At 47.6% G+C, this 18,234-nt stretch carries 17 protein-coding genes; all 17 read left to right on the plus strand.

Annotation, left to right across the window (positions count from 1 at the left end):
* Nucleotides 1-22: 22 nt before the first annotated feature.
* The 17 genes from RH89_RS24320 to fliM all read left to right on the plus strand — a co-directional run bounded on the left by RH89_RS24320 (nt 23) and on the right by fliM (nt 18,224).
* Entirely contained in the window at nt 23-1,156 is a 1,134-nt protein-coding gene (locus RH89_RS24320; RefSeq protein ID WP_022549966.1) for a flagellin, read from the plus strand.
* Between the two features lie 76 nt (nt 1,157-1,232).
* A complete protein-coding gene (locus RH89_RS24325) occupies nt 1,233-1,643 on the plus strand; it encodes a flagellar protein FlaG (RefSeq protein ID WP_004407825.1) in 411 nt (136 codons plus the stop codon).
* A 19-nt stretch (nt 1,644-1,662) separates the two neighbouring features.
* Complete coding sequence (gene fliD / locus RH89_RS24330) at nt 1,663-3,537, plus strand: flagellar filament capping protein FliD (protein WP_004407828.1); 1,875 nt, start codon at nt 1,663-1,665, stop codon at nt 3,535-3,537.
* Between the two features lie 3 nt (nt 3,538-3,540).
* Nucleotides 3,541-3,846 carry a flagellar rod protein FlaI gene (locus RH89_RS24335; protein WP_004407830.1) on the plus strand — a complete coding sequence of 102 codons (306 nt, stop codon included), beginning with the start codon at nt 3,541-3,543 and terminating at the stop codon, nt 3,844-3,846.
* Nucleotides 3,847-3,858: 12 nt separating this feature from the next.
* Entirely contained in the window at nt 3,859-4,269 is a 411-nt protein-coding gene (fliS, locus tag RH89_RS24340) for a flagellar export chaperone FliS (RefSeq protein ID WP_004407832.1), read from the plus strand.
* 237 nt (nt 4,270-4,506) lie between these two features.
* Nucleotides 4,507-5,979, plus strand: a complete 1,473-nt coding sequence (locus RH89_RS24345; RefSeq protein ID WP_004407836.1) for a sigma-54 dependent transcriptional regulator — start codon at nt 4,507-4,509, stop codon at nt 5,977-5,979.
* 119 nt (nt 5,980-6,098) lie between these two features.
* Nucleotides 6,099-7,139, plus strand: a complete 1,041-nt coding sequence (locus RH89_RS24350) for a sensor histidine kinase (RefSeq protein WP_004407839.1) — start codon at nt 6,099-6,101, stop codon at nt 7,137-7,139.
* Nucleotides 7,139-8,554, plus strand: coding sequence for a sigma-54-dependent transcriptional regulator (locus tag RH89_RS24355; RefSeq protein WP_004407841.1), 1,416 nt, complete (start codon nt 7,139-7,141; stop codon nt 8,552-8,554). Before RH89_RS24350 ends, RH89_RS24355 begins: the two co-directional genes overlap by 1 nt.
* Before the next feature lie 99 nt (nt 8,555-8,653).
* Complete coding sequence (fliE, locus tag RH89_RS24360) at nt 8,654-8,965, plus strand: flagellar hook-basal body complex protein FliE (RefSeq protein ID WP_004407843.1); 312 nt, start codon at nt 8,654-8,656, stop codon at nt 8,963-8,965.
* A 15-nt stretch (nt 8,966-8,980) separates the two neighbouring features.
* The gene (gene fliF, locus RH89_RS24365; RefSeq protein ID WP_004407845.1) at nt 8,981-10,717 is read left to right on the plus strand and encodes a flagellar basal-body MS-ring/collar protein FliF; all 1,737 of its coding nucleotides are present in this window, start codon (nt 8,981-8,983) and stop codon (nt 10,715-10,717) included.
* Nucleotides 10,710-11,762, plus strand: a complete 1,053-nt coding sequence (fliG, locus tag RH89_RS24370; RefSeq protein ID WP_004407847.1) for a flagellar motor switch protein FliG — start codon at nt 10,710-10,712, stop codon at nt 11,760-11,762. The genes fliF and fliG overlap by 8 nt, the downstream gene beginning before the upstream one ends.
* Nucleotides 11,763-11,815: 53 nt before the next feature.
* Entirely contained in the window at nt 11,816-12,616 is an 801-nt protein-coding gene (gene fliH, locus RH89_RS24375) for a flagellar assembly protein FliH (RefSeq protein ID WP_004407849.1), read from the plus strand.
* A complete protein-coding gene (fliI, locus tag RH89_RS24380) occupies nt 12,616-13,938 on the plus strand; it encodes a flagellar protein export ATPase FliI (RefSeq protein ID WP_004407850.1) in 1,323 nt (440 codons plus the stop codon). Before fliH ends, fliI begins: the two co-directional genes overlap by 1 nt.
* 14 nt (nt 13,939-13,952) lie before the next feature.
* Entirely contained in the window at nt 13,953-14,396 is a 444-nt protein-coding gene (gene fliJ, locus RH89_RS24385) for a flagellar export protein FliJ (RefSeq protein WP_004407853.1), read from the plus strand.
* Nucleotides 14,397-14,532: 136 nt separating this feature from the next.
* Nucleotides 14,533-16,605 (plus strand): flagellar hook-length control protein FliK, encoded by a 2,073-nt coding sequence (locus RH89_RS24390; protein WP_004407855.1) that lies wholly within the window; start codon nt 14,533-14,535, stop codon nt 16,603-16,605.
* Nucleotides 16,606-16,642: 37 nt separating this feature from the next.
* Nucleotides 16,643-17,137, plus strand: a complete 495-nt coding sequence (gene fliL, locus RH89_RS24395) for a flagellar basal body-associated protein FliL (RefSeq protein WP_004407858.1) — start codon at nt 16,643-16,645, stop codon at nt 17,135-17,137.
* Between the two features lie 7 nt (nt 17,138-17,144).
* Entirely contained in the window at nt 17,145-18,224 is a 1,080-nt protein-coding gene (gene fliM / locus RH89_RS24400) for a flagellar motor switch protein FliM (RefSeq protein ID WP_004407860.1), read from the plus strand.
* Nucleotides 18,225-18,234: the final 10 nt, after the last annotated feature.

Genomic DNA, 18,234 nt, shown 5'->3' on the forward strand with positions numbered 1-18,234 from the left:
TAATGTCAAAGGAGATCTAACTATGGCAATATCAGTAAACACTAATGTGTCTGCTATGACGGCCCAGCGTAACCTGAACAACGCTGCGTCCGACATGAACAGATCAATGGAGCGTTTATCATCGGGATACCGTGTTAATAGCGCGAGAGATGATGCCGCTGGGCTTCAAATATCGAATCGTTTGGATTCACAAAGTCGCGGTTTAGACGTGGCGGTGCGAAATGCAAATGACGGTATTTCGATAGCTCAAACGGCGGAAGGTGCGATGAAGGAAAGTACTAACATCCTTCAACGTATGAGAGACCTTGCACTTCAATCGTCTAACGGTTCCAACAGTCGCTCAGAGCGAATTGCGATCCAGGAAGAAGTCGCAGCCCTAAACGATGAATTAAATCGTATTGCTGAAACCACTTCCTTCGGTGGCAACAAGTTGCTGAACGGCACCTATGGTACTCAGTCTTTTCAGATTGGTGCCAGTTCCGGTGAAGCGGTATTGTTGAAAATGGGTAACGTTCGTTCCGACCATGAAGGTATGGCCGGTAAAAACTACACAGCTGCCAATGCGAAAGACGGTAACTGGGTAGTACAGAGCGGGTCCAATGACTTGACCTTTGGGTTTACGGACACAGAGGGTAACGCGCAAAGCATCACTATCAACGCTCTGGCCGGCGATGATATTGAAGAAGTTGCAACTTACATTAATGGTCAGCAGGACTACCTGAAAGCTTACGTAGGCGACAATGGTGAGTTGGGCGTATTTGCTCACAACCAAAAAGTAGATGGCGATGTGACGTTCAGCGGCGGGTTAGCTGGAGAACTGAGCATGGGAACGGCAGAAGATGTTGCGGTCAATGATATTGACGTAACAACGGTTGCAGGTTCTCAACAAGCCGTGGCCGTCATTGACGGTGCACTAACAAGTGTCGACAGTAAGCGCGCAGAGCTTGGTGCATTCCAAAGCCGATTTGACCACGCTATCAGTAACTTAGATAGCATTAACGAAAACGTGAACGCATCGATGAGTCGCATCCGCGACACTGATTTTGCGAAAGAGACCACTCAATTGACGAAGTCTCAAATCCTGGAACAGGCTAGTACGTCTATCCTGGCTCAGGCAAAACAGTCACCATCCGCGGCACTGAGTTTGTTGGGTTAAATCTGGTATACTTCTGTGTAAGAGCAATGCATTGGGGTAACCTGATGTACGCTATCAAGGTGGAGGTGAGATCGTTATGGACATATCATCCTACACATCGATTTCCCAGCCTTCTTATGGTAGTGGCACGAAGATTGCTTCTACAGCTGAAGATGCATCCAGTGCTAATGCGCAAAAACGAGCGGAAATAAAAGAGGTAGATCCAAGAGACGTCATCCAGAACGAATCTGCGCAGTCTTTTTCGGAAGAGCGTACTAAGATTAACGCAGCCGAGCTGGAGAAACGGATTGATGAAGTAAATGATTTCATTTCTTCACTCAATAAAGGATTATCTTTTAAATTCGATGACGAGTCTGGGAGACGTGTTGTCACTGTATTCGATGCGGATACAGGCGATATCATCAAACAGATTCCAAGCGAAGAGATGCTTGAAATTTTAAGGCGCCTAGCCTCCAATTCCTCCGGATTAATCGTGGAAAAGGTGTGATAGGTTTGAAGGTGAGAGAATGAGTGTAAACCCAATGGGTGGCATGTCTGGTATGGACATCAACTCTATGGTGAGCAAAGTGGTCGATGCCGAGCGTGTGCCTAAACAGCAACGTATCGATACTGAGCGATCCAAAGTTGAGACCAATATTAGCGCCTATGGGCGGCTCAGAGAATCACTGGATTCCATGAAGGCACTGATGGCTCAGTTTCGTCAGGATAAGGCTTTCGCCGTTCGTTCGGTAGAGTCCTCCGACGAAGAAGTAGTTTCAGCTACAGCCACAACGGACGCAATCGCAGGCAAATATGCTGTCGATGTGGTGCAGCTTGCTCAGAACCATAAGCTAGGTTCTAACATTGTGGATGAGAAAACCCGCTTTGGAACTGGTGAGCTGCAGATCCGTTTAGGAAACAGGGAATTTACTGTTGAAGTAAAACAAAATGCCAAGCTCATTGATGTCGTAAAAAGCATCAATGCAGCTACCGGCAATCCCGGTGTACGCGCTGCCATCATCAACGATGTTGATGGTCAGCGCCTTATTTTAGCCTCCGAGAAAACGGGCAAAGATAATCAAATCTACGTATCGGCCAATTCGTCCGATCCTATTAATCCTTTAGAATCCCTTGAATACAAAACGCTTGAAGACCGGATGACCGATCTGGAACAAGCGCAGGCGGCACTTCTAAAGCTCCAAAGTACCCCTATTTTAACTGCAGACGGGCAAGATGTTGCCGCTCTGGAGAGAAAATACTCACCACAGGAAATTGAAGAAGCCCTAGAAGGTAAACCAAAGAATCCTGATGGTGCATTACCTGTTTATGTCGTCAACCTGCCGGGCATTGAAGAACCGGTCATTATTGATGGTGTAGAACAAGCGCCGCCCAAGCCGGAAGATACCATTCCCGGCTTCTCAGAAGCGGCTTCAGGTACCCTTCTTAGCTCCTATGACCCAGGAACTGACGGGCTTGACGATAAAGCCCGTGAAAAAGCGCCAGATATCCCAGGCTGGTCACCTACCGCATCTGGTACTCTGACCGATTCTTACGTCACGGTGAAAGAGCGCGATGCCATGTTAATGGAAAACGCCAAAGCCCAGCGTGAACAAGAGCTTAAAGATGCCCAGGCGCGAATAGATGCTGCTCAACGAGCTTTTAATGGCTACAGCGGTATGAATGAGCTGCAAAAAGGGCAGGACTCCATGGTCGTGCTCGACGGCATTGCGCAACTGAGCAGTGATAACAACGTTATTGAAAATGCTATTGATGGTGTAGATCTGACCCTTAAAGGCGTATCAGATTCTAAGAAACAAACCGAAATTGGCATCGATTATGACCGCGAGCGAGTTCGAAACGATATTCTTCAATTCGTTGATTCTTATAATCAATTTTATGGCTTAACTAAAGAATTAGCGGGTGCAGACCCTTCATCTGGTGTCTCTGGACCACTGTCAGGTGACAGTATCGTTCGAAGTGCAGAATCACGCTTAAAATCCGTGTTCACTACCGCCATCAAGGGTGCACCCGAAGATCTAAAAACGTTGACGGAGTTCGGTATTACCACGACTCGTCAGGGTACTTTAGAAGTGAATTACGATATGCTTGATCGCCAACTCAATAAGAACTTCACTAAATTAGGTGAATTTTTTGGTGGCAACGACGGCTTTGCCAAAAAAGTAGAAGATGCCATTCACTCAATGACGGGTGTAACGGGCTCAATACGGTCACGTGAAAAGAGTTTATACGAGCAAAATTATCGACTTAACGATCAGCAAGTTCAGCTGGACCGCCGTATGGACTCTCTTGAAAAACGTACACATGATAAGTTTTCTGCTATGCAGGAAGCCACTAGTAAGATGCAAGCACAACTTTCTGGCATGATGAATGCATTCGGTTAATGTATGTCCAATTACTTGACAGACTTGAGTGAGCTAGATCGACGACTATTATCTTTTTTAGAAAAAGATGAAATTAATGCTGAAGAAATTGCTGAAGCCGTCGATAAAAGAGAACTGTTGTTGCAAAGTGTTTTGCACGAGTTTGAAAAATCGCCTGACCTCGTTGATAAAGAAGAGTGGCAACGAGCAGTGGAGAGGACACAGAAAATTGTGTTACTGATGCAGGCGAATACAAATAAGATTGCTGAACACTTGAAAAAAGTCCGACACGGAAGCAAGTCTGTTCAGCTTTATAAGAAGTTTTTATAAGAGAGGATTACCATGCGAGGTTCTTTACAGGCTTACAAAAAGGTTTCAGTAGACAGTCAGTTGTCTGCGGCCTCTCCGCACAAGATCATCCAGATGTTGATGGCCGGTGCGATAGAGCGACTGATCCAAGGTAAGGCTGCAATGCAGCAGGGAAATATCGCCATTAAAGGCGAACGTTTGGGTAAGGCGCTAGATATCATCATCGCACTTCGTTCTTGTTTATCCATGGACGACGGTGGCGACATCGCAAAGAATCTGGATCAGCTATACGAATTCATGATTTCTCAAATCACGATGGCAAACCAAAGTAACGAACCCAAGCCGATTGATGATGTGATTGATATCATCCGTGAGATTAAATCAGCATGGGATCAGATACCCGCTGAGTTTCATAATCTGACTTCCGCAGAAATCGGTCAGTAAGCATATACTTAGGATGTTTTAGAACAAAACTCACATCCGCAAAGTGCTTGGTTGCCTTATTTTTTTTATCGCATAGAATAGAGTCATTATTAGAGCCTACTCTTTTAATGGCTTTATTTGTTTTTGCTGCTTTCTTAGCCCGATAAAAATTGCACACTTAATTCGCAAATGAAACAAAGTTGCAGGGTCTAGGTATGTACGATAATGATTAAATTCTAAAGGCAAACTCTTATTTCTATGCAAGGCTTGGCACAATTGTTGGTTATTGAAGATGACCAGCAGGTTAAACACAATTTAAGCATTATTCTTGAATTCATCGGTGAGCACTGCAAAGTTGTCAGCTCAGATGAATTAGACAGCGTTGATTGGAACGCAACTTGGGCCGGATGTATATTAGGCTCTGTAAGCCAAAAGTCTCAGGTCGCGCCTCTTACCAAGCTACTTCAACAATCGAATCAAATCCCACTTCTTTCATTGAGCACGAACCAAATCTCCGTAGAGGAATTTCCTCATTATGTTGGTGAGTTGGAACAGCCGCTCAATTACCCTCAACTCAGCGATGCACTTCGACACTGCCAGGAATTTCTTGGTCGCAAAGGCGGACCACTGCCTTCCGCGAGTCGTAAGAACACATTATTCCGCAGTCTGGTGGGGCAGAGCCAAGGAATACGTGATGTTCGCCACCTAATTGAACAGGTATCTGCGACTGAGGCGAATGTCCTTATTCTGGGTGAGTCCGGGACAGGTAAAGAGGTGGTTGCTCGAAACATTCATTACCATTCTCCAAGACGCAACGGTCCGTTTGTACCGATTAACTGTGGTGCAATTCCTCCAGAGTTGCTTGAGAGTGAGCTTTTTGGTCATGAAAAAGGTGCCTTTACAGGCGCCATCACAGCCCGTAAAGGTCGTTTCGAATTGTCAGAAGGTGGAACGCTTTTCCTCGATGAGATTGGTGACATGCCAATGTCGATGCAGGTGAAGCTGTTACGTGTACTTCAGGAGCGCTGCTTTGAGCGAGTGGGTGGCAACAGCACCATCAAGGCAGACGTTCGCGTTGTTGCCGCTACCCACCGAAATCTGGAGCAGATGATCGAGGAAGAGAAGTTTCGCGAAGATCTATTCTATCGACTGAACGTATTCCCAATCGACATGCCAGCTCTTAAAGAGCGTAAAGAAGATATTCCTCTGCTTTTAAAAGAGCTGCTGACACGAATGGAAGCGGAAGGTGGCATGCCAATCTGCTTTACGCCACGTGCCATCAACTCACTGATGGAGCATGACTGGCCGGGTAACGTGCGTGAGCTAGCGAATCTGGTTGAACGTATGGTCATTCTTTTCCCGAACAGTCTGGTTGACGTCAACCACTTACCGACCAAGTATCGTTACAGCGATATTCCTGAATTCCAGCCAGAAAATGTCTCTTCAAGCAAATCGATTGAAGAACAGGAACGCGACGTGCTTTCCGACATTTTCTCTGAAGATTTCAATTTTGGAGATGGATCTCTGGAGATGGAAGAAAATGCTAACAGCCCACAGGAGCTTCCTCCAGAAGGCGTGAACCTGAAAGAGTTGTTAGCAGACGTTGAGGTGAACATGATCAGCCAGGCGCTTGAAGCGCAAGGCGGGGTTGTAGCTCGCGCTGCTGATATGCTTGGTATGCGACGTACTACGCTCGTTGAGAAAATGAGAAAGTACAACCTCAACCGATAAGCGTCTTAGTCAATCAATTGACACAGTCTTATGTGGTTAACTTTTTGATTTTAAATGAATAATAGCCTGGCATGCATAATGCATAACAGGCTATTGTTGTTTTTAGTCGGAATCCTGTCATGACACCATCAGAATTACAAGAAAGTGCCCCAACGCTAGGAAGCCTGGAAGATCAGGTTGCGCGTTATAAGCAGGTATTGGATGTAATGCCCGCTGGCGTTATCTTGCTTGATACGCAAGGTAATGTTTGCGAAGCCAATCCTGAAGCGCAAAAGCTGTTGGAAGTGCCTCTTGTTGGTCAGAAATGGTTCGAAGTGATTCAGGCGGCGTTTGCACCTCGTGAAGATGATGGTCATGAAATCTCTCTTAGAAACGGTCGCAAAGTGCGTCTTGCCATCTCAGCATCACAGACTGGTCAATTAATTCTGATCACCGACTTAACCGAAACCCGATTGCTACAAGCACGTGTCAGTGACTTGCAGCGTCTGTCTTCACTTGGTCGTATGGTTGCCTCTCTTGCCCATCAGGTCAGAACGCCACTATCAAGCGCGATGTTGTACGCTTCAAACTTGGGTGCGCCTAACCTACCTGCCCCAACTCGTGAGCGATTCCAGACGAAACTCGTCGACAGGTTGCACGATCTGGAAAAGCAGGTGAACGACATGCTGCTATTCGCTAAAGGTGGTGATAACAAAGTCGTGAAGCCATTTACGCCTGAAGATTTGCGTAACGAATTCCAGCCGATGGTTGAAACCGCGATCAAAACCAACGCTATCGACTACCATCTGGAAATGGAAAACCCAGACGCGACTTTGATGGGGAATGCCAACGCCGTTGCATCGGCACTGAGTAATCTGGTGATTAACGCCATTCAAATCTCAGGTAAGGGCTCACAAATTGATGTGTATTTCCGCGTCGTTAACAACGAATTGAAAATCTCGGTTCAGGACAGCGGTCCCGGTGTTCCGGCTGAATTACAACAAAAGATTATGGAACCTTTCTTCACGACTCGTTCACAAGGAACGGGTCTTGGTCTTGCGGTAGTACAAATGGTCTGTCGTGCCCATGAAGGAAGGTTAGAACTGATTTCAGAGCCGGGAGACGGTGCTTGTTTCACTGTCTGTCTGCCCCTTGCAACAACAAACTCTGGAGAAGAATAATGGCTCAAAGCAAAGTACTGATTGTAGAAGATGATGAAGGTCTACGCGAAGCCCTAGTGGATACGCTTGCTTTAGCAGGTTACGAGTGGGTAGAAGCCGATTGCGCTGAGCAGGCGTTGATCATACTGAAATCGGAAGAAGTCGATATCGTCATCTCCGATGTACAGATGGCAGGCATGGGCGGATTGGCACTGCTTCGTAATATCAAACAGCATTGGCCAAATCTTCCTGTTCTTCTTATGACGGCTTACGCCAATATTGAAGACGCGGTTGCCGCTATGAAAGAAGGTGCTATTGATTACATGGCTAAGCCTTTCGCACCAGAAGTTCTGTTGAACATGGTAAGCCGCTATGCACCGGTCAAAAGCGATGACGAAGGTGACGCGGTTGTCGCGGATGAAAAAAGCCTCAAGCTGCTGGCACTAGCCGACAAAGTAGCCAAAACCGACGCCAATGTCATGGTGTTGGGTCCAAGTGGTTCTGGTAAAGAAGTGATGTCTCGTTACATCCACAATGCCTCTCAACGTAGCGACGGTCCTTTTGTCGCCATCAACTGTGCAGCCATTCCAGACAACATGCTCGAAGCAACCCTATTCGGTTATGAAAAAGGGGCATTTACCGGCGCAGTACAGGCGTGCCCGGGTAAATTTGAACAGGCACAGGGAGGTACTATCCTGCTAGATGAAATCAGTGAGATGGATCTGAACCTTCAAGCCAAGTTGCTTCGTGTGCTGCAGGAGCGTGAAGTAGAACGTCTCGGTAGCCGTAAAAGCATCAAGTTAGATGTTCGCGTTCTGGCAACCAGTAACCGTGATCTCAAACAATACGTTGCTGAAGGTAACTTCCGTGAAGACCTATACTACCGATTGAATGTGTTCCCAATCGCATGGCCACCTCTGCACCAGCGTCAGGGCGACATTGAGCCTCTTGCCAAACATTTGGCGGAGCGTCATTGCAAGAAGCTGGGTATGCCTGTTCCCGGTGTATCCCCTTCAGCACTGAGCAAGCTTGTTTCTTACCCTTGGCCAGGTAACGTTCGTGAGCTGGATAACGTGATTCAGCGTGCGCTTATCTTAAGTGAACAAGGCGATATTGATGCCGAGCACATTTTGCTGGAAGGCGTGGACTGGGAAGACGCAAATAGTCTTCAGGCGGTAGTTGAAACTGGTGAAGTTGCCACTCCAACTGTTAAGCCAATTGCTGAACCTGATAACATGATCACGAAATCCATGGGAGCGACTGCGGATGGTCTAGGTTCTGAGCTGCGAGAGCAAGAATACGCTATTATTTTGGATACTTTGGCAGAATGTAATGGGCGACGAAAAGAGATGGCTGAAAAGTTAGGCATCAGTCCCCGTACATTGCGATACAAGCTTGCCAAAATGCGCGATGCAGGTATTGAAATCCCTAACTGATAAACGTCATACTTGCGTTTTCGACTAGTGGCATACTAATTGCAGCGTCAAGGATAAGACAGAAGTATTAAGTCAGAATATTGACGACAGAGGTGAACAATGAAAATCAGTGGAATGAATCAGGAAATGCAAGCAATGATGCTTGAAGCAGCAAACTCCACTCAACCTGCCACAGGTTCGCAGGTGTCCGCTGATTTTGGCGCTCTGTTAGATAACGCCATCAATAACGTCAATGCGCTGCAAAAGCAGTCAGGCAATTTAGCCACCCGTTTTGACCAAGGCGATCCAAACGTTTCTCTATCTGATGTAATGATTGCAAGAAACAAATCAAGTGTGGCATTCGACGCGACCATTCAAGTAAGAAATAAACTGGTAGAAGCTTATAAAGAGCTGATGAACATGCCGGTATAAAGCAGGTAGTGACAAGTGGCTGAAGATAAATCGACAGATCTCGCAGTATCCGATGGTGGCGCAGTTGCCGTAGGAAGTGACCTGGATAACGAGAGTCAAAACCTAGACTTAGATGAGCAAAGCTCCTCGAAGTTCGATATGTCAATGGGTGATCTTGACCTGTTGCGTCAGGTGGTTTTGGTTGTCGCGATTTCGATATGTGTAGCATTGATTGTAATGGTGTTCTTTTGGGTACGAGAGCCGGAGCTTCGCCCATTAGGTTCTTATGAAACCGAAGAGCTGATTCCAGTTCTTGATTATCTCGATCAACAGAAAATTGACTATAAGCTAGATGGCAACACCATTCGTGTGCCTGTCAGTGAATACAGCAACATCAAACTGAATATGACCCGCGCTGGACTGAATCAACCCGATCCAGCAGGTGACGACATTCTTCTTCAGGACATGGGCTTCGGCGTTTCTCAGCGTCTGGAGCAGGAGCGCCTGAAATTAAGCCGTGAAAGACAGCTAGGCAAAGCCATTGAGCAAATGCGTCAGGTGCGTAAAGCTCAGGTATTGTTGGCACTACCAAAACAAAGCGTGTTTGTTCGCCATAATCAGGAAGCTTCTGCCACCGTATTTTTGACGCTGGCAACAGGCAACTCGCTCAAACAAGAAGAAGTCGATTCGATTGTCGACATGGTATCGAGCGCCGTACCGGGCATGAAACCTACCCGTGTAACCGTTACTGACCAGCACGGAAGGTTACTCAGCTCTGGCTCACAAGACCCTATGGCGACGGCGCGTCGTAAAGAACATGAGTTAGAGAGAAAACAAGAGCAGGCGTTGCGTGAAAAAATTGACTCAGTTCTTATCCCGATTTTAGGTATCGGCAATTACACCTCTCAGGTCGACATTGAACTGGATTTCAGCGCGGTTGAGCAGACTCGTAAACGTTTTGACCCGAATACTCCAGCCACTCGAAGTGAATACACACTAGAAGACTACAACAACGGTAATGTGGTCGCAGGTGTACCGGGTGCGTTGTCTAACCAGCCTCCTGCCGATGCGTCTATTCCACAAGATGTGAAGCAGATGAAAGATGGTTCCCTGATGGGACAAGGCTCAGTACACAAAGAAGCGACACGTAACTTTGAGCTGGATACCACCATTAGCCATGAACGTCGTCAGACTGGTGTGATTAATCGTCAGACTGTTTCCGTTGCCATTCGCCATAAGCCTATTGTTAACGCTGAAACAGGTGATGTGACCTATCAACCTCTTGCTCAGGCAGAAATTGATGCTATCAGGAGTGTCTTGGTGGGTGCGGTTGGTTTCAATGAAGTGCGTGGTGACTTGCTGAACGTTCTCAGTGTTAAATTTGCAGAGCCTGAAGCCGAAGTTGCCTTGGATGTGCCAATCTGGGAGCACCCGAACTTCAACGACTGGATTCGCTGGCTGGCAAGTGCTCTGGTTATCATCGCAATCATTCTGATTCTGGTTCGTCCGGCGATGAAGAAACTTATCAACCCTCATTCGGAAGAAGACGAGGACTCAGAATTTGGTGCCGATGGACTTCCACTATCGGCGGATGGCGATACCAGTTTGATTGGTAGCGACATTGATGCAGGCGACTCGTTTGAGTTTGGATCCGGTATTGATTTACCTAACCTGCATAAAGACGAAGATGTGTTAAAAGCGGTGCGTGCACTGGTAGCAAACGAACCAGAACTGGCAGCACAAGTAGTGAAGAATTGGGTGGCAGATGGCTAACGACGTTGCAACAACAGAAGACGGTGGCGAGAAAGGTTCAGAGATCGATATTGGCTCGATTCCCGGTGAGGAAAGAGCAGCAATATTGCTACTGAGCTTAAGTGAATCTGATGCTGCTGGCATTATCCGACATCTGGAACCTAAGCAGGTACAGCGTGTTGGTAGTGCAATGGCGCGAGCGGCAGATCTGAACTCAGACAAAGTCAGTGTTGTTCACAGAGCATTTCTCGAAGACATTCAGAAATACACTAACATTGGTATGGGCAGCGAAGACTTTATGCGTAATGCCCTTGTAGCCGCTCTGGGTGAAGACAAAGCCAACAACCTGGTGGATCAGATTCTATTGGGTACCGGTTCGAAAGGTCTGGACTCACTGAAATGGATGGATCCTCGTCAGGTTGCAAGCATCATCATCAACGAGCACCCACAGATTCAAACCATTGTATTGTCTTACTTAGAAGCAGATCAGTCGGCTGAAATTCTGACTCAGTTTGCCGAACGTGACCGATTGGATTTGGTGATGCGTATTGCCAACCTTGAGGAAGTTCAGCCTTCTGCATTGGCAGAGTTGAACGAAATCATGGAGAAACAGTTCGCAGGTCAGGCTGGTGCCCAAGCTGCGAAGATTGGTGGTACTAAGGCTGCCGCTGAAATCATGAACTTCATGGATAACAGCATGGAAGGCATCCTGATGGATCAAATCCGCGAACAGGACGAAGACATGGCAACTCAGATTCAGGATCTGATGTTCGTGTTCGAAAACCTGATGGAAGTGGACGACTCTGGTATCCAGAAATTGCTGCGCGATATCCCTCAAGATGTGCTTCAACGTGCACTAAAAGGCGCCGACGATGGTTTGCGCGAGAAAGTATTCAAGAACATGTCGAAACGTGCCGCAGAGATGATGCGCGACGATATGGAAGCCATGGCTCCAGTCAAAGTTTCCGATGTGGAAGCAGCTCAGAAAGAAATTCTGGCGATTGCCCGCCGACTTGCCGACAACGGCGAGATCATGTTGGGTGGTGGCGCAGACGAATTCCTATAACCTCAAGCGCTCCTATAGTGAGCGCTGCTTGATCATTTCAAATAGGTAGTGTGATGTCATTAGAACGTAAACGCGGATTTTTAAGACCCGAAGAAGATGACATGATCCAGGATGCTGAAACCTGGGGGCTGCCGGACTACACCGAGGATGCCGCCGCCAATGCTAAAGAAACGGCGCTGAATTATGACCCGTCCTGGATGCCTAACTTCGAAACCCCAGAAGCCGAAGAACCCGTTGAACTTACCGAAGAACAGATCGAAGCAATCAAACAATCCGCCTATCAGGAAGGTTTAGCCCAAGGGCAAGAAGCTGGCTATCAAGAAGGGTTCGAAAAAGGAAAAGAAGAAGGGTTTACTGCTGGTCACCAGGAAGGGACGGAACTGGGTAAGCAGGAAGGTGTTGAAGCCGGTCAATCCTATATTCAAGAGCAAGTGAACCACTTTATGACACTTGCCAGTCAATTCGCCCAGCCTCTGGAACTGATGAACGCTCAGGTAGAAAAACAGCTGGTGGACATGGTTCTCACTATGGTGAAAGAGGTCGTTCACGTTGAAGTGCAGACTAACCCACAGGTGATTTTAGATACTGTGCGCCAGAGCGTTGAAGCTCTGCCGATCGCGGGTCACGCCATTACGATTAAACTGAACCCTGAAGATTTGACCATTGTGCAGGCGTCATACGGTGAAGAGGAACTTCAGAATCGTAGCTGGACGCTTTCTAGCGAGCCGTCTCTTAACCGAGGTGATGTTCATATCGAAGCGGGTGAATCCAGCGTAAGCTTCAAAATGGAAGAGCGAATTCGTTCTGTTATCCAGTCATTTTGTGGCGTCAATCGTCATCAGGAGCAACTCTGATGCTGGCGCTTGAAGAAAGACTTTCCAACTACAAAATACAGGGTTTAACAACCAAAGCCATTGCCTCTGGCAAGTTGGTGAGAGTAGTTGGCTTAACGCTTGAAGCGACTGGGTGTAAAGCGCCAATAGGTAGCCTCTGCAAAGTCGAAACACTCAGTGGTGAAATGGAAGCCGAAGTGGTCGGGTTTTCTGGCGACAATCTTTATCTTATGCCCAGTGAGCAGATTACGGGTGTACTGCCGGGCGCAAAAGTAACGCCAATCACCAGTGACAGCGGTCTTCCAGTCGGTATGGAACTGCTCGGCCGAGTCATCGACGGAGTGGGTAATCCGCTTGATGGGCTTGGCGACATCTATACAGAAAAGAAAGCATCATTTACTGGTCAGCCTATTAACCCGTTAGCGAGAAAACCGATTTCTGAGCCTCTGGATGTGGGGCTAAAAGCCGTTAACGGACTGCTAACGGTAGGTAAAGGTCAGCGTATCGGGCTTTTTGCCGGTTCAGGTGTAGGTAAATCGGTCACTCTAGGCATGATGACCCGAGGAACCACGGCGCAGGTTGTCGTGGTTGGACTTATCGGTGAGCGTGGACGAGAAGTTAAAGAATTCATTGAAGAGATATTGGGTAAAGAAGGTCGGCAACGTTCGGTAGTGGTCGCAGCACCTGCGGACTCTTCCCCTTTGATGCGTTTAAAGGGCTGCCAGACTGCCTTGACCATCGCAGAATATTTCCGCGATCAAGGGCTGGATGTACTCCTTCTGATGGATTCGTTGACGCGCTTTGCTCAGGCACAGCGTGAGATTGCATTATCGGTCGGTGAGCCACCAGCAACCAAAGGTTATCCACCTTCGGTATTTGCCAAGTTACCAGCGTTGGTTGAGCGTGCAGGTAACGGCGATGAAAATCAGGGTTCGATTACCGCATTCTTTACCGTATTGACCGAAGGGGACGATCTTCAAGATCCGATCGCAGATGCTTCGCGAGCCATTTTGGATGGTCACATCGTACTTTCCCGTGAGCTTGCGGACGCAGGTCATTATCCCGCAATAGATGTGGAAAAATCGGTCAGTCGTGTCATGCCTCAAATCACTACTGATGAACATATGATGATGGCAAAAGCCGTTCGTCAGGTGCTGTCTGTGTGCCGTAAGAATCAGGATTTGGTGTCCATCGGGGCTTATAAACCGGGAACCGATCCGGCAATCGATACCGCATTTACACTCAAACCTAAACTGGATGAATATTCCCAGCAAGGTATGGGTGAAGCAGTACCATACGATATGTGTGTGAACATGCTGCGTAACATATTGCAACCGTCATAGTCAGAGGAATTTAGGTGGAAAACGCGCTGGAATTTTTGCTCGATCAAGCGAAAGAAAAAGAGTCACAGGCAGTGCTGGCTCTGAACAAAGCGCGTGCAGAGCTCGATGACTATTACAAGCAGGTAGAACAGATTGAAAAGTACCGTCTGGACTACTGCAATCAGTTAGTTGAGAGAGGAAAAGGTGGGCTGACGGCTAGCCAATATGGTCACCTTAACCGCTTTTTAACTCAGCTAGATGAAACCTTAGCGAAACAAAAAGCCGCAGAAGAGCACTTTGTTACTCAAGTAACCAATTGCGAAGAGCATTGGCTGGATCAGCGCAAGAATCGTCGTTCTTACGAATGGATGATTGAGAAAAAAGCCAACGACAAACGTATCCAGCAAGAAAAAATCGAGCAAAGACAAATGGATGAATTTTCTACTTTGCAGTTCGCTCGTAACAAACGTTCGTTTTAGTCCGATATATATTCAAATTGGCTCACTTCTTGCAAACTTTCTGAAATATAGAGACTGAATTGAATCGCGTGAAGTCGTCTGTTAATCGTTATGCGATTGGTCACAAGGGTGTGATCAATGCTTTGAGAGTGTGTTTATGAGCCAAAATCCTCTGTCAGTGAACGAATCAGGAAGCAAGTCCTTCTTATTCGGAAAGTCTACTCAATCTGCTGATTCCAAAGAAGAAAGTGAATCAGGTGGTTTTCTGAGTGCGCTAAAGTCTGTGTTTTCGTCTGAATCGGAATCAACCAAGAGCGTTAAAAAAGCAACGGCGGAAGAGGTTGAAGAAGGCAGTAAGTCAGCCAGTGTAAAAGGTGAAGGCGAAGCTGAGGCTGAAGCAGGCGACACGGCAAAAGTTGTCGCTGGAACGGCAGGAGCAACAGAAGGAGAAGAATCTGTTGACCAACTGCTGTCGGCTGAGGAAGAGGCTGTAAGCGAAAGCACCGGCACAAAAAACGCGAAGAAACAGAACGTTGACCAGGCAATGACAGAGGGAAATCAACTGCTTGGAAGACTGGATGAAGCCAATAAAACACTCCAGACAAAATCCGCTGAGGTTAAACCAAATCAAGGTCCATCACTAGATAACGAAGGCAATCCATTGCCACAGGCTGCAGCAGGCGCCGTCGTTGCGAGCCAATTATCGAAAGGCGAAGTTAGTGAGCAGGCTATTTCTGAAGCCAAAGCTAAGTATTTACAATCATCTACTAATGAAATGACGCCTGCTCAGGGGGTATCTGCTGGGGCGACTTCGGCTCTGATTACAGAATCCGATATTCCTAGCGATGGAGAAGCCGTTGCGTCCGATGATTCTGGTAATCAGGCTGCATTACTTGCCGGAGGTGCAATCGCAGCTTCTCAGTCTGTTAATGCAAGCCAAACCCAAGTACCTTCAGAGATTGATACCAGTAAGATGAATGCCCAAGAATTGGCGGAAGTTGAAGCTGCCTTGGCATCGGCAGGTGTCGTAGGTACGGGCGCTGCGATGATGGCTGCTCAAGACAGCAGCTCTGACATCAAACATGCGACTCATGCACCCAAAGACGCTCAAATTGACTGGTCTCAGGGAAATTTACAGAACACAACCGTTGATCAGGAAACCCAGTTAGCCACAACGTTTAAAGATGGTCAGGCAATGCCTTTGAAAGGCACGGAAGCTGCCGCAGTCGGAGCGGGCGTGTCCGCTACGCAAGCCGTTAATGGGACAGGATTTGAAGGTCAACCGCTGACAGCAGCAGAACAGGCAGATGTGCAGTTCGCTGAGCCTATGTGGGCTACCTCATCCTCCGAAATGGGTAAAGCAGAGCTTCAGGCAGTGAAAGGAACGTCTGAAGCGGCGACTAGCGCTAAAATGGCGTCCAGTGCGGCTCTAACTGCACACCTGACAAACCCTACAACCGCTCCATTACCTGCCGATAAAATGACAGCTGCCGCCGCAACTCAGGTAATGCCTCAGGAATTAACAGCAGCCGCAATGAATCAGCAGGTTGCTGCCCAAGCCATGACTGCCGGAGCGGCAACACAGGCAAGTAACGCTGCCGCTGCGTCTGCTGCCAGCAGTGCAGCGATATTCGGAGCTACAAAACTGGCAAAAGGGAATGAGCAACCGGGTGGTGAGAAATCAGATTTTTCCCAGCAGCTGGCTGGTGTCGCTGCAACACAAGGTCTAACCGGAGCCCAGGCTAAGGCAGATGCTCAGGCTGCAGCATCCGTGCAGCAATCACCACTTCAGTTATCGCGTGATGGCAGTGCTGCCGGTGATCAACTGGCAGAGCGTGTGCAGATGATGATGTCCAAAAACCTGAAAAACGTGGACATTCGATTAGATCCGCCTGAATTAGGTCGAATGCAAATTCGCATGACCATGAACAACGACATTGCTTCTGTGCAATTTACCGTCGCTAACCAACAAACCCGAGATATTGTTGAACAAGCAATGCCCAGATTGAGAGAAATGTTGTCTCAACAAGGTTTACAGCTTGCAGATACGTCCGTTCAGCAGCAAAATGCAGGACAACAGCAACAAAGTCAGTATGTTGCGGGACAAGGTTCCGGTAAGGGGAAAGGCGACGGCAGCTTAAGTGGCGAATCGGGCTCAGAGGGTGACGAATCGCTCGAAGTTAACGTTGATGTGAAACCAAACCGTGATGGAATCAGTTTTTACGCTTAACATTATAACTTAACCACTTAATTAAACTGAGACGTTTATGGCTGAAGAAAATCAAGAAGCAGAAGCACCCAAAGGTAAAAGTAAACTCCTGATCATTATCATCGCGGTTGTGGTGTTATTAGCCGGCGGTGGTGGTGCAGCGTTCTTCCTGATGGGTTCTTCTCCAGAAGAGGAATCAGCGGTTGTTGAAGAAGAGGCGGTTATCACCAATGAGCCTGCTTCATACGTTAACATCCCTCAACCCTTTGTTTTCAACGTAGCGGGAGACAAAAGGGACAGGCTGGTTCAGATAAAAGTTCAAATCATGGTTCGCGGTGGTGACAATGAGGGAATGGCGAAACACCATACTCCTCTGATTGAAAGCACCTTGCTGGCCACGTTTGGTGTTGCCACGTCTGAGCAGCTGCGTACGCCAACTGGACGAGTCCAGTTACGTGAACAGGCCACCGATGACATCAAAGCGGCTTTAACTCAGTTGGTAGGTCAGCCAGTGATTGAAAAAGTGCTGTTTACCGACTTCGTAATGCAATAGGTACCTTGTGACAGACTTATTAAGCCAAGATGAGATAGACGCGTTACTGCATGGCGTAGACGATGTAGATGACGGGGATGATGATGATTTAGACGCTGGTGGGGCGGGAGCCGAAAATACCAGCGACTATGACTTCTCATCTCAGGACAGGATTGTTCGTGGTCGAATGCCGACCCTGGAGCTTATTAACGAGCGCTTTGCCCGGCATTTGCGAATCAGTCTGTTCAATATGCTGCGAAAAACCGCAGAGGTGTCTATCAACGGCGTACAGATGGTGAAATTTGGCGAATACCAAAACACCCTGTACGTACCAACCAGTTTAAACATGGTGCGCTTCAGACCCTTAAAAGGTACGGCGCTGATTACCATGGAAGCTCGGCTGGTTTTCATTTTGGTGGAAAACTTTTTCGGGGGAGACGGTCGATTCCACGCCCGAATTGAGGGTCGTGAATTTACCCCAACCGAACGCCGAATTATCCAGTTGTTGCTTAAAATCGTGTTTGCCGACTATCAAGAAGCGTGGTCGCCTGTGATGGGTGTGGAATTCGAGTATCTGGATTCTGAAGTAAACCCAAGCATGGCAAACATCGTAAGCCCGACGGAAGTGATCGTGGTGAGCAGCTTCCATATTGAAGTTGATGGCGGCGGCGGTGACTTCCACGTGGTGATGCCATATTCCATGGTCGAACCCATTCGTGAACTCCTTGATGCCGGTGTTCAGTCCGACAAGATGGAAACCGACGTTCGTTGGAGTTCGGCACTGAAAGAAGAAATCATGGATGTACCAGTCAACTTCCGGGTGAATTTACTAGAGAAGGACATTTCGCTACGAGATCTGATGGAGCTGAGACCCGGTGACGTCATACCTATCGAAATGCCAGAAAATGCCACCATGTTCGTTGAAGAACTGCCAACCTACCGAGTTAAAATGGGACGCTCTGGCGACAAACTGGCGGTGCAGGTCTCTGAAAAAATCAAACGACCTGATGTGGTTAAATCCGATTTGGTATTCCTTGGTAACGACATGGAATCTGAACTTGATAGCGATGACGAAATTGAATTACTGTCGCAAGAAACAAATGAATAGGTGATTGAGT

Origin of the sequence: Vibrio nigripulchritudo ATCC 27043 (genome assembly GCF_000222685.1) — a bacterium.
Lineage (GTDB): Bacteria > Pseudomonadota > Gammaproteobacteria > Enterobacterales > Vibrionaceae > Vibrio > Vibrio nigripulchritudo.